The 12939-nt window shown below is 64.6% G+C and carries 10 protein-coding genes; 1 reads left to right on the forward strand and 9 read right to left on the reverse strand.

What is annotated here, in order from left to right; genetic code table 11:
• Positions 1-3 precede the first annotated feature (3 nt).
• The 5 genes from MFF62_RS15935 to MFF62_RS15955 are packed head-to-tail and all read right to left on the reverse strand — an operon-like array spanning position 4 to position 6333.
• The gene (locus MFF62_RS15935) at positions 4-1347 is read right to left on the reverse strand and encodes an ABC transporter substrate-binding protein (RefSeq protein ID WP_238264094.1); all 1344 of its coding nucleotides are present in this window, start codon (positions 1345-1347) and stop codon (positions 4-6) included.
• 51 nt (positions 1348-1398) lie between these two features.
• Complete coding sequence (locus MFF62_RS15940) at positions 1399-2475, reverse strand: branched-chain amino acid ABC transporter permease (RefSeq protein ID WP_238264095.1); 1077 nt, start codon at positions 2473-2475, stop codon at positions 1399-1401.
• Positions 2476-2487: 12 nt separating this feature from the next.
• Complete coding sequence (locus MFF62_RS15945; protein WP_238264096.1) at positions 2488-3402, reverse strand: branched-chain amino acid ABC transporter permease; 915 nt, start codon at positions 3400-3402, stop codon at positions 2488-2490.
• A gap of 13 nt (positions 3403-3415) precedes the next feature.
• A complete protein-coding gene (locus MFF62_RS15950; RefSeq protein ID WP_238264097.1) occupies positions 3416-4354 on the reverse strand; it encodes an ABC transporter ATP-binding protein in 939 nt (312 codons plus the stop codon).
• Between the two features lie 14 nt (positions 4355-4368).
• Complete coding sequence (locus MFF62_RS15955; RefSeq protein WP_238264098.1) at positions 4369-6333, reverse strand: AMP-binding protein; 1965 nt, start codon at positions 6331-6333, stop codon at positions 4369-4371.
• Positions 6334-6577: 244 nt separating this feature from the next.
• On the opposite strand from MFF62_RS15955, the gene MFF62_RS15960 reads away from it, so the two are divergent.
• Positions 6578-7258 carry a Crp/Fnr family transcriptional regulator gene (locus tag MFF62_RS15960; RefSeq protein ID WP_238264099.1) on the forward strand — a complete coding sequence of 227 codons (681 nt, stop codon included), beginning with the start codon at positions 6578-6580 and terminating at the stop codon, positions 7256-7258.
• Between the two features lie 204 nt (positions 7259-7462).
• Here the strand turns inward: MFF62_RS15960 and MFF62_RS15965 are convergent, their stop codons facing one another.
• The 4 genes from MFF62_RS15965 to MFF62_RS15980 form a co-directional block, all read right to left on the reverse strand.
• Positions 7463-8317, reverse strand: coding sequence for a 3-hydroxybutyryl-CoA dehydrogenase (locus tag MFF62_RS15965; protein WP_238264100.1), 855 nt, complete (start codon positions 8315-8317; stop codon positions 7463-7465).
• A gap of 45 nt (positions 8318-8362) precedes the next feature.
• Positions 8363-8800, reverse strand: coding sequence for an HIT family protein (locus tag MFF62_RS15970; RefSeq protein WP_238264101.1), 438 nt, complete (start codon positions 8798-8800; stop codon positions 8363-8365).
• A gap of 100 nt (positions 8801-8900) precedes the next feature.
• Positions 8901-12188, reverse strand: coding sequence for a fused isobutyryl-CoA mutase/GTPase IcmF (gene icmF, locus MFF62_RS15975; RefSeq protein WP_238264102.1), 3288 nt, complete (start codon positions 12186-12188; stop codon positions 8901-8903).
• A gap of 274 nt (positions 12189-12462) precedes the next feature.
• The gene (locus tag MFF62_RS15980) at positions 12463-12801 is read right to left on the reverse strand and encodes a DUF2917 domain-containing protein (protein ID WP_238264103.1); all 339 of its coding nucleotides are present in this window, start codon (positions 12799-12801) and stop codon (positions 12463-12465) included.
• Positions 12802-12939 lie beyond the last annotated feature (138 nt).

The raw sequence follows: 12939 nt of genomic DNA on the forward strand, positions 1-12939 counted from the left end.
TCCTCAACCTTGCGACTTCATGCAGCCCGGCGTGATGCCCTTTTCCTTCGCGTACTGCGCGGCGGTGGCCTTGAACAGCGGGTGGATCAGGTTCTTGTTGCCTTCGATCCAGTCCGACACCGTGACCCACTTGCTGCCATCCCACTGCTGGATTTTCACCTTGCCCGATCCCTCGTGGTTCTCGCAGCTCGTCTTGATCTCGGGCAGCAGGCCGGTGGCGCCAAGCTGCTGCAGGCGTGCGCTGGTCAGGTTCAGGTTCTCGAACGCCCAGCGCATTTCTTCGCCGGTCATCACCTTGCCCTTGCCGAACTTGGCCTGCGCCACGCGGATCGCTTCCACCGTCACCACGGCCGCCGACACGCCCCGGTTGTAGAGCACCGAACCCACCTTGTTGCGGTCCTGCATGTTGCCCTTGTTGGCGCCATAGACCACCTTCTCGATGTCGGCGATCAGCGGCACGCCCTTGCCGGCCACGTTCCACGTCGCGCTCATGTAGCCCTTGGCGGCGTCGCCGGCCGGCACGGTGTCTTCCTCGGACCCGGCCCACCAGGACCCGATCATCTTGTCGCGCGAGAAGCCCACCTTCTGCGCCGCCTTCAGCGCGGTCTGGTTCATCACGCCCCAGCCCCAGAAGATCACGTAGTCCGGATTCTCCTGGCGGATCTTCAGCCACTGCGCGCCCTGCTCGTTACCCGGATGCGCCACCGGAATTTCCACCAGGTTGAACTTGCCCAGCTTGGCTTCGGCCTGCAGCGCGACGATCGGCTCCTTGCCATAGGCCGAGTCGTGATACAGGTAGACGATCTTCTTGCCCGCCAGCGATCCGCCGTTCTTCGAGGCCAGGTACTTGACGATGGCCGACACCTGCATCTGGTACGTGGTGACCAGCGGGAACGCGTACGGGAACACCGAACCGTCCACGGCGTCGGTGCGGCCGTAGCCCATCATCACCAGCGGCACCTTGTCGGCGGCGGTCTTGTCGACCAGCGCGTACGAGATGCCGGTGGACATCGTGTGGTACGCCGTGCCCTTGCTCTGCGCGTTCTTGGCCTTCAGCCGCTCGTAGCACTCCACGCCCTTGGCGTTGTTGTACTCGGTCTCGCATTCTTCCCACGACAGCTTCACGCCGTTGATGCCGCCGTCCTTCAGGTTGACGTAGTTCAGGTAGTCGACAAAGCCGCCATAGAACGATTGCCCGTTGGCGCCATACGGGCCGACGCGATAGCTCGGCAGCGCGACGAACTGTTCATTGGCCTGCGCCAGTGCCGGCAAGGCCGGCGCCAGCAGGGCAGCCGCGACGCTGACCACCAGGGCGGCGCGCTGCACGTTGCGAAACATCGTTGTCATCACAGTCTCCTTCACCTCGAACGGGCGTTGTTATGGAACGACTCAAGAAAGCTAGTGCGGGAATGGCCAGAGGCGCAGCTTTTCCTTGGCGATCTGCCACAGCCGGGCCAGGCCATGCGGCTCGACGATCAGGAAGAAAATGATCAGCCCACCAAACACCATGAGCTGGATGTGCGACACGGTGGCGTTGGTGAACGGCAGGTGCAGCAGTCCGGCCAGGCCGGGCAGCACGTTGTCCAGGAAGATCGGCAGCAGCAGGATGAACGCCGCGCCCAGGAACGAACCCAGGATGCTGCCCACGCCGCCGATGATGATCATGAACAGGATGCGGAACGACAGGTCCAGCGAGAAGCCGTCGGGCTCCACCGATCCCAGGTAGCAGAACGCATACAGCGCGCCAGCCACGCCGCAATAGAACGAGCTCACCGCGAACGCCAGCAGCTTGGTGCGCATCAGCGGAATGCCGATGACCTCGGCGGCCACGTCCATGTCGCGCACGGCCATCCATGCGCGCCCCGTGGCCGACCGCACCAGGTTCTTGGCCAGCAGCGCCAGCACCGTGACGATGCCCAGCACGAACAGGTACTTCTTGACCGGCGAGTCGATCGCCACGCCGAACAGGTCAAGCCGCTGCGCCGTGATCACGCCCGACGAGCTGTTGTTCGACAGCCAGGGAAACTTGGTCAGCGCCCACACCACGAAGAACTGCGCGGCCAGCGTGGCCACGGCCAGGTAGAACCCCTTGATGCGCAGTGACGGCAACCCGAACGCCACGCCCACCAGCGCTGCCGACAGGCCGGCCAGGATGAACGTCAGCAGTACCGGGATACCTTCGATGCGTAGCTGGAAGTTGTAGGCGGCATAAGCGCCCACCGCCATGAACGCGGCGGTTCCCAGCGAGAGCTGCCCGGCGTAGCCCGTCAGGATGTTCAGCCCCAGCGCGGCCAGCGAAAGGATCAGGAACGGCGTGAGGATGGCGTTGAGCCAGTATTCGCTACCGGCGAACGGAATCACCACGAACGCCACCGCCATCAGCAACGCAAAGAAGATGCGGTCCTGGCGGATCGGAAAGATCTGGCTGTCGGCGACGTAACTGGTCTTGAACTGGCCCGATTCACGATAGAGCATGGCGAGCCTCCGTCAAACGCGGTCGATATGTTTCTCGCCAAACAGGCCTTCCGGTCTGACGAGCAGGAACAGCAGTGCAAACACGTACGGGAACCAGCCTTCGATGCCGCCGAAGTTGCCGCCGAACATCGACTGGAACACCGGCGGAATGTAGATCTCGGCCAGCTTCTCCGACGCGCCGATGATCAGCCCGCCGACGATGGCACCTGGCACCGACGTGAAGCCACCCAGGATCAGCACCGGCAGCGCCTTGAGCGCGGTCAGCGTCAGCGCGAACTGCACGCCATTGCGCGACCCCCACAGCATGCCCGCCACCAGCGCCACAAAACCCGCCACGCCCCAGACGATGGCCCAGATGTTTTGCAGCGGAATGCCCAGCGACAGCGCCGCCTGGTGATCGTCGGCCACCGCGCGCAATGCACGGCCCACCTTCGTGTACTGGAAGAACAGCGCCAGCACCGCCACCAGCACGGCGGCAATCAGCGCGGCCGCCAGGTCGAACTTCGACACGACGATATCGAACCTGGTCAGGATCGATTCGATCGGCTCGTCGACGATGCCCAGCTGGATCGGCCGCACTTCGTTACCGAACAGCAGTGGCCCCAGCCCCTCCAGGAAGAACGACAGCCCGATGGTGGCCATGAACAGCGTGATCGGCGGCTGGTTCACGAGCTTGCGCAGCACAAAGCGCTCGGTGCTCATGCCGACGATGATCATGACGATGAACGCGCCGATCACGGCGGCCCACATCGGCAACCCCTTGTCCATCAGCCCCACCACGGCCAGCGCGGCAAAGTAGACCATCGCGCCCTGCGCGAAGTTGAACACGCCGGACGCCTTGTAGATCAGCACGAAGCCCAGCGCCACCAGCGAATACATCAGGCCCGAGAGCAGCCCGCCGATCAGGATTTCGAAGAAGAACGTCATCGTTGCCCGCCTTTCAGTGCGAGGTGCCCAGATAGGCCTTGATCACGTCGGGATTCGACTTGACCTCTTCCGGCGTGCCGTCGCCGATCTTCTTGCCGTAGTCCAGCACCACCACGCGGTCGGAGATATCCATCACCACGCCCATGTCGTGTTCGATCAGCACGATGGTCGTGCCGAACTGTTGGTTGACGTCCAGAATGAAGCGGCACATGTCCTGCTTTTCCTCGACGTTCATACCGGCCATCGGCTCGTCCAGCAGCAGCATCGACGGCTCTGCCGCCAGCGCACGCGCCAGCTCCACGCGCTTCTGCAGGCCGTACGGCAGGCGTCCCACCGGCGTCTTGCGGATGGCCTGGATCTCCAGGAAGTCGATCACTTCCTCGACCTTGCGGCGATGGCGCATTTCCTCGGCGCGTGCCGGGCCCCACCACAGCGCATGCGCGAACACGCCGGTGCGGAACTGCGTGTTGCGGCCCGTCATGATGTTGTCGAGCACGGTCATGCCCTTGAACAGCGCGATGTTCTGGAACGTGCGCGCAATGCCCTGCCGCGCGGCGGCGGTGGGATGCATCTGCCGGCGCTCTTGGCCACGGAAAATGATGCGGCCCTGCTGCGGGTGGTACACGCCGTTGATCACGTTCAGCATCGAACTTTTTCCCGCGCCGTTCGGGCCGATGATGGCGCGGATCTCGTGCTCGCAGACATCGAACGAGATATCGGTCAGCGCCTTCACGCCGCCGAACGCCAGCGAGATGTTCTGGAGATCGAGGATCACGTCGCCACGAACGCCGGTACGTGCCGTGGACTCCGGCCGATGCGCATCGCCGGTGCGCGGGCCGTCGCCATGCGTGGTGTCCGCATGGCCCGGCGCGATGGTGCCCGGTGACGCGATCGTGCCCGTGGCGTCAACGCGTGCAATGCCGCCCTGCCAGGCTGTCTGGGTTGCCGTCATGCTGCCTCCGTATCTCACGCCGCCTGCGCCGCGCCCGCGGGCGGAAAGCGCTTGACGTCCACCAGCTTCAGCGTGGCCGACACACTGCCCTCCCGGCCATCCTCGAACTTCACGCGTGTATCGATGAACTGCTCAGCGCGGCCTGCGTAGAGCGCGTCCACCAGCACCGCGTACTTCTCGGCGATGAACCCGCGCCGCACCTTGCGGGTGCGCGTCAGTTCGTCGTCGTCGGGGTCCAACTCCTTGTGCAGGATCAGGAAGCGCGCCACCTGCGAACCGGCCAGCATTGCGTCGGCGGCCAGGTCGGCGTTCACCTGCTCCACGCATTCTGCGATCATCGTGATCACGTCGGGCTGGCCCGCCAGGTCGACATAGCCGGCGTATGGCAGGTGCCGGCGCTCGGCCCAGTTGCCCACCGCGTCGAAGTCGATGTTGATGAAAGCGCAGACGCTATCGCGGTCTGTGCCGAACGCCACCGCTTCCTTGATATACGGGAAGAACTTGAGCTTGTTCTCGATGTACTTGGGCGCGAACATCGACCCATCGGCCAGCTTGCCCACATCCTTGGCGCGGTCGATGATCTTCAGGTGTCCGTCGGCATCGATCACGCCGGCGTCGCCGGTCATGAAGTAGCCCTCGTCGTTGATCGCCTCACGCGTGGCGTCGTCACGCTTGTAGTACGCCTTGAGCAACCCCACGCCACGTACCAGCACCTCGCCGTTGTCGGCGATACGGATTTCCATGCCAGGCGCGGCCGGTCCCACGGAGTCGAACTTGACCTGGCCGTCGGGCTGCAGGCAAACGTAGGCGCAGGTTTCGGTCTGGCCGTAGAACTGCTTGAGGTTGATGCCGATCGAGCGATAGAAGCGGAACAGGTCCGGGCCAATCGCCTCACCGGCCGTGTAGCCCACGCGGATGCGGCTCATGCCGAGCACGTTGCGCAGCGGACCATAGATCAGCAATTCGCCGATGCGGTAGCGCAGGCGGTCCAGCGCAGCCACGGGCCGGCGGTCCAGGATGTCGGCGCCGCAGCGGCGCGCCACGTTCATCGCCCAGTGGAACATCTTGCGCTTGAGCCACCCCGCGTCTTCCATGCGGATCATGACTTGCGTAAGAAGCCCTTCGTAGATACGCGGTGGAGCAAAGTAGTACGTCGGGCCGATCTCGCGCAGGTCCGTCATCACGGTTTCGCGCGACTCCGGGCAATTGACCGTGAAGCCGGCCACCATCGCCTGGGCATACGAGAACAGGTTGTCGCCCACCCACGCCATCGGCAGATAGGACAGCACGTCATCGTCCGGACCCAGGCCGTCGAACCGGCAACCGTTGGTGGCCGCGCCAATCAGGCCCGCGTGCGCATGGCACACGCCCTTCGGCTTGCCCGTGGTGCCCGACGTATAGAGGATGATCGCAGTGTCGTCGGGCTTGCCAGCTTCCACCTGTGCATCGAAGAAGCCGGGGTTGGCCTTGTCGAACTCGCGGCCGATTTCCTGCACGCGTTCGTACGACAGCAACGACGGATGATCGTAGTCGCGCAGCCCGCGCGGGTCTTCATATATTACGTGGCGCACGGCGCGACCGCGCGTGGCGAGCTGCGACTCCACTTCAAGCAGCTTGTCCACCTGCTCCTGATCCTCGACGATCGCGAACTCGATCTCGGCGTCGTCAAGTACATAGACCATCTCGTTGGCGATGGCGTCCTGGTAGAGCGGCACGGGCACGCCGCCCAGCGCCTGCGCGGCGGTCATGGCCCAGTACAGGCGCGGACGGTTGTCACCCACCACGGCCAGGTTCATGCCACGGCGATAGCCCAGCGCGGCCAGGCCGCATGCCAGCGCGCGCACTTCGCTGGCCGCCTTCGACCAGCTATAGGTCTGCCAGATACCGAGATCCTTCTCGCGATAGGCCGGATGGTCGGGCCGCTGCGTGGCGTGTGCCAGCAGCCATCGCGGGAAGGTCGTTGCCGACGATTCCTGCATCGCTGTCTCCTGTCCCCCTGCGGATGGCGTAGGGGCCATGCCGGGTATCAAGCTGCCAGACCGGTCGCTATACTGGGCGCTTTATCGCAGGCGGCGCTTGTGCCGCACCGCATCACGCCCGCCTTGCCTTGCTGGATGAGGATTTGCTGGCAGGGGCGGTTCCGGGTGATCGTAAGATAGCCGATGCCATTCCGCCGGGTTGTCACGCCGGCGACAATTCCGGGTTAATCCCTACGGGAGCGCGATGCCTACCGCTGACATATACTCGTTCATCGACGGCTGCGCCTGGGCCGCCGGCCTGAGCCCCGAGCAGCGCGACCGCGTCAAACGCGTGGTGTCGGTGCGCGAGTACGCACAAGGCGACTACGTCTGTCACAAAGGTGAAATGGCCGAGCACTGGCTGGGCGTGGTGGAAGGCATCGTCAAGATCACCACCGTGTCGCCATCGGGCAAGTCCGTCACCTTCACCGGCGTGCCAGAGGGCGGCTGGTTTGGCGAAGGCGCCGTGCTCAAGCAGGAAATCCGCAAGTACGACGTAATGGCGCTGCGCGGCTCGCGCATCGCCTTCGTGCCACGCGAAACTTTTCAGTGGTTGCTGGATACCAGCCTGCCGTTCACCCGCTTCCTGCTGATGCAGTTCAACGAACGGCTCGGCCAGTTCATCGCCGCGGTGGAATACGAACGCCTGCTCGACATCGATTCGCGCGTGGCCCGCGCGGTGTCGTCACTGTTCAACGAACACTTGTATCCCAGCATTGGGTCGACGCTGGAGATCTCGCAGGAAGAGATCGGGTTGCTGGCGGGTATTTCGCGGCAGCGTGCCAACCAGGCGCTCAAGGTGCTGGAACAGCAGGGGCTGGTACGCGTGGATTACGGCGTGATCGACGTGCTCGATCTGGAGGGGTTGAGGCAGTACGGGGAGTGAGCGACTGATGCATCGTCCTGGCTCCCCTCTCCCGCACGGCGGGAGAGGGGTTGGGGGTGAGGGCATGCAGCTCTGCTTGCCGACAAGTCGCAGTTTGAAACGCTGCGCCCTCACCCCCGGCCCCTCTCCCGCACGCGGGAGAGGGGCGCAAACCATTGGTCGAGGGAAAGCCAGCCAGCCTTCGACGCACCCTCGACACCAAACTTACTTCGAATACACGTACACCCCACGGCCCGTCTTGCGGCCCAGGTAGCCTGCGGCCACCATCTCGCGCATCAGCATGGCCGGGCGGTACTTCGGATCGGCGAACTCGGTGTACAGCACTTCCATCACGGCCAGCATCGTGTCCAGGCCGATCATGTCCGCCAGCGCCAGCGGGCCGATCGGGTGGTTGCAGCCGAGCTTCATGCCTTCGTCGATTTCCTCCGGCGATGCCAGACCTTCGCCGAGCACGCAGAACGCCTCGTTGATCATCGGGCAGAGGATGCGGTTGACCACAAAGCCCGGGCTGTTCTTGACCGTGATCGGGTACTTGCCCAGTTGCTTGGCCAGCGCTTCCACATCGGCGTGGGCCGCGTCGCTGGTCTGCAGGCCGCGGATCAGTTCCACCAGCGCCATCATCGGCACTGGGTTGAAGAAGTGCATGCCGATGAAGCGGTCGGCGCGCGACGTCACGGCGGCCAGCTTCGTGATCGAGATCGACGAGGTGTTCGACGCGATGATCACGTCCGGGCCGACGATGCCATCGATCTGCTTCAGGATCTTCACCTTGAGATCGTAGTTCTCGGTGGCGGCCTCGATGACGATGTCGGTGCGCTTGAGATCTTCATATGACGTGCTGCCGTGGATGCGCGACAGCGCGGTGGCCTTGTCGGCCTCGGTGGCCTTTTCCTTCTTGATCAGGCGGTCCATGCTGCCGGCTACCGTGGCGATGCCCTTCTGCACCGCCGCGTCGCTGATGTCCACCATCACCACGTCCAGGCCTGCCACCGCGCATGCCTGCGCAATGCCGTTGCCCATCGTGCCGGCACCCACGATGCCCACTGTCTTGATTGCCATGTCTCGCTTCCTTGTGTTGTCAGAAATTCGGTTGATGCCGTGGGCTCAGCCCTGCAGCTTGGCCAGTGCCGCCGCCACGCGCTCGGCGTGGGTCTTCAGCACTTCCATGTCCTGCTGCTGGCGGGCGTGGCCGCGCAGCGACTGGTCGGTGTAGCGCGGCACGATGTGGAAATGCACGTGGGGCACGGTCTGGCCGGCCGCTGCGCCATTGAACTGGCTGATCACGATGCCGTCGGGCTGGAATGCCTCACGCACTCCGCGCGCCACGATCTGCGTGGCGCGGATCGCGGCGGCAGCGCCCTGCTCGGACAGCCCGAACAGATCTACCGCAGCTTCCTTGGGCACCACCAGTGCGTGGCCGTCGGACTGCGGCATGATGTCCATGAACGCGATGGCGTGGGCGTCCTCGTAGATCTTGAAGCACGGGAGCTCGCCGCGCAGGATGCGGGCAAAGATGTTGTTGCTGTCGTACTCGGCTTGCATGACTGTCTCGGGAAAAATCGGCCTGACGGCGACGGAGCAAAGAGTGTAGCCCCAGTGCTCCGTGCCGTGAACCAACCCACCCATCAAACCCGAGGCTTTTTCACATGTTGCGACGGTACTGCCCGCCTACCTCGAACAGCGCATGCGTGATCTGCCCCAGCGAGCACACGCGCACCGCGTCCATCAGCACCGCGAACACATTGCCGTTGTCGATCACCGCCTGCCGCAGCCGCTCCAGCATCGCCTGCGCGTGCGCCTGGTGGCTGCCCTGGAATTCCGCCAGGCGGGTCAGCTGGCTCTGCTTCTCGTCCTCGCTCGAACGCGCCAGTTCCAGCGTTTGTGGCGTCGGGTCGCCATTCGGATTGCGGAACGTGTTCACGCCGATGATCGGCAGCGTGCCATCGTGCTTGAGCTGCTCGTAGTGCAGCGACTCCTCCTGGATCTTGCCGCGCTGGTAGCCCGTTTCCATCGCGCCCAGCACGCCGCCGCGCTCGGCGATGCGCTCGAACTCCTGCAGCACGGCCTCTTCCACGAGGTCGGTCAATTCCTCGGTCAGGAAGCTGCCCTGGTTCGGGTTTTCGCACTTGGCCACGCCCCACTCGCGATTGATGATCAGCTGGATCGCCAGCGCGCGGCGCACCGATTCGGCCGTCGGCGTAGTGATGGCCTCGTCATAGGCGTTGGTGTGCAGCGAGTTGCAGTTGTCGTAGATGGCGATCAGCGCCTGCAGCGTGGTACGTATATCGTTGAAGTCAATTTCCTGCGCATGCAGTGACCGGCCCGACGTCTGGATGTGGTACTTGAGTTTCTGGCTGCGCTCATTGGCGCCGTACTTGTCGCGCATCGTCACGGCCCAGATGCGGCGCGCCACGCGGCCCAGCACGCTGTACTCGGGGTCCATGCCGTTCGAGAAGAAGAACGACAGGTTCGGCGCGAAGTCGTCGATGTGCATGCCGCGCGCCAGGTAGGCTTCGACATACGTGAAGCCGTTGGCCAGCGTGAACGCCAGTTGCGAGATCGGATTCGCGCCGGCCTCGGCGATGTGGTAACCCGAGATCGACACCGAGTAGAAGTTGCGCACCTGGTGGTACACAAAGTACTCCTGGATATCGCCCATCACCTTCAGCGAAAACTCGGTGCTGAAGATGCACGTGTTCTGGCCCTGGTCCTCCTTGAGGATATCGGCCTGCACCGTGCCGCGCACGTTCTGCAGCACCCAGGCGCGAATCTTGGCTTCCTCGTCGGCGGTGGGCTCGCGCTGGTTGTCGGCGCGGAAGCGGTCCAGGTTCTGGTCGATGGCCGTGTTCATGAACATGGCCAGGATGGTCGGCGCGGGGCCGTTGATCGTCATCGACACCGACGTGGCGGGGCTGGTCAGGTCAAAGCCGTCGTAGAGCACCTTCATGTCGTCGAGCGTGGCGATCGACACGCCCGAGTTACCCACCTTGCCGTAGATGTCGGGACGCTCGTGCGGGTCTTCGCCATAGAGCGTGACCGAGTCGAACGCGGTGGACAGGCGCTTGGCGTCCATGCCCTCGGACACGAGCTTGAAGCGGCGATTGGTGCGGAAGGCATCGCCCTCGCCCGCGAACATGCGCGTGGGGTCTTCGCCCTCGCGCTTGAACGCGAACACGCCAGCCGTGTACGGAAAGCTGCCCGGCACGTTCTCGCGCATCAGCCATTTCAGGATCTCGCCTTCGTCCTCGAAGCGCGGCAGCACCACCTTGCGCACCTTGGTGCCCGAGAGCGTGGTGGTGATCAGGCCGGTGCGGATTTCCTTGTCGCGGATCTTCACCACGTACTCGTCGCCGCCATACGCGGCCTGCATCTGCGGCCACATCGCCAGGAGCTTGCGTTCCACGCTGCCCAGCGATGCGTCGCGCTCCGTGGCCAGTGCCTCCAGCGACTGGGTATCGGCGGCTGCGTTCGCCGACTGCAGCATGGCACCTGCCGCACGCAGTTGCTGGCGCTCGCGCGCGGCGCGGCTCTGGGCGGCAACACGGCGGTGATAGGCGCGTACGGTGTCGGCCAGTTCGGCCAGATAGCGGTTGCGCGCCGGCGGCACGATCACGTTCTGGCCCGTGGAGATCCGTCCCGCGAACTTGGGCAGCACCCCGGGCTGGAACGACATGCCGCGCGCGGTCAGCGCTTCGACCAGGCCCTGGTAGAGCATGGTCACGCCATCGTCATTGAAGCGCGACGCCTGCGTGCCATAGACCGGCATCTCTTCGGGCTTGCCGTGCCATTGCTCGCGGTTGCGCTGCACCTGCTTGGCCACATCGCGCCATGCGTCCTGCGCGCCCTTGCGGTCGAACTTGTTGATGGCGACGAAATCGGCAAAGTCGAGCATGTCGATCTTCTCGAGCTGGCTCGCGGCGCCAAACTCGGGCGTCATCACGTACAGCGACAGATCCACATGCGGCACGATGGCCGCGTCGCCCTGCCCGATGCCCGACGTCTCCACGATCACCAGATCGAACGCCGCCGCCTTGCAGGCGGCAATCACATCCGGCAATGCTTGCGAGATTTCCGAGCCGGCATCGCGCGTGGCCAGCGATCGCATGAAGATGTTCGGATGGTTGATCGCGTTCATGCGGATGCGGTCGCCCAGCAGCGCGCCGCCCGACTTGCGGCGCGACGGATCGATCGAGATCACGGCAATCGACAGCCCGTCCTGCTGGTCCAGCCGCAAGCGGCGGATCAGTTCGTCGGTCAGCGACGACTTGCCGGCGCCACCGGTGCCGGTGATGCCGAGTACCGGCGTGGTCGCTGCGCGTGCCTTGTCATGCAGCGCCTCGACCAGAGCCGGCGCGGCGCTGCCGCTTTCCAGCGCGGTGATCAGTTGCGACAGCGCGCGGCGGTTGCCGCCCGCCACGGCGTCGAGCGTGGACGGCGCGTAGCGCGTGAGGTCGATATCGCAACGCTGCACCATGTCGGCGATCATGCCGGCCAGGCCCATGCGCTGGCCGTCCTCGGGGCTGTAGATGCGTGCCACGCCATAGGCCTGCAGTTCGCGGATTTCGTCGGCCACGATCACGCCGCCGCCGCCGCCGAACACCTGGATGTGCTCGCCGCCGTGCTCGCGCAGCAGGTCGATCATGTACTTGAAGTATTCGACGTGGCCGCCCTGGTAGCTGGAGATGGCAATGCCCTGGACGTCTTCCTGCAGCGCGGCGGTCACCACCTCGTGGACCGACCGGTTGTGGCCCAGATGGATCACCTCGCAGCCGTGCGATTGCAGGATGCGCCGCATGATGTTGATCGACGCGTCATGGCCGTCGAACAGCGACGCGGCGGTGACAAAGCGCACCTTGTTGGCGGGCCCCTGGCCCTGCGTCGCCTGGCGGCGGGCGGCCGCCGTCCTGCTCACATCCGAAAGATCAGTCATTGTCTCCACCGCTCTGTTATGTGGCTGGCTGCCCATGTGGCTGGCTGGTGGGCCGACGGTTCTGACGACCGTACTCACAGGGGCCGGACGATTATATGACGTTTACGTTAACGTAAGTCCAGGGACGCGGGTAAGCACCGATCGTCTCTGGCGGCATCGTCTCACAGCGGCGGGAGATGAAGAAGGGCCCGGAAACCGACCCCCAGGCCGCGGGAGGTCGGCTGGGGGTGAAACGGCGGTTCCGGATCCCAGGAGAAGTGTTCGATAAGGCGGATCAGGCGTGGATGCGCGGGCAATCGCCGAATGCGTCGGTCTTGCGGGCGTCCCAGCGCCGCTTGAGCTGGCGGGCGACGAATACCGCGCGGCGCAGCGTCCACGCCGCCGGCGTCTCGGTCAGCAGGAAGCGCGCGGTGCCGGATTCGGCCGACAGCCAGACGCGCTCGCCTTCGGTCAGCGCGTGGGTGTCGCCGGCGCCCAGCCAGATGTCGCGATGATGGCCTTCCACGGTCAGCCACAGGCTGCCTTCCAGCGCGGTCACGGTCTGCCCGTGCCGGGCACGCCAGCTCACGGGCTGGCCAGGTTCGTCGAGTTCGAAAGTTCTGAGTTCACGCATGGGTGTCTCCTTGCCCGGCGCAGCCGCTTCGGATCATCGGATCGGGGCGGGAAAAGCGGAAAAAGGGGGCGCTGCGCCACGCTTCCATTATTCATGGCGCGAACTACAATCCCATGCACAGTTCCGAACAGTTTTCGT

Origin of the sequence: Cupriavidus pauculus (assembly GCF_022179805.1) — a bacterium.
GTDB lineage: Bacteria > Pseudomonadota > Gammaproteobacteria > Burkholderiales > Burkholderiaceae > Cupriavidus > Cupriavidus pauculus_E.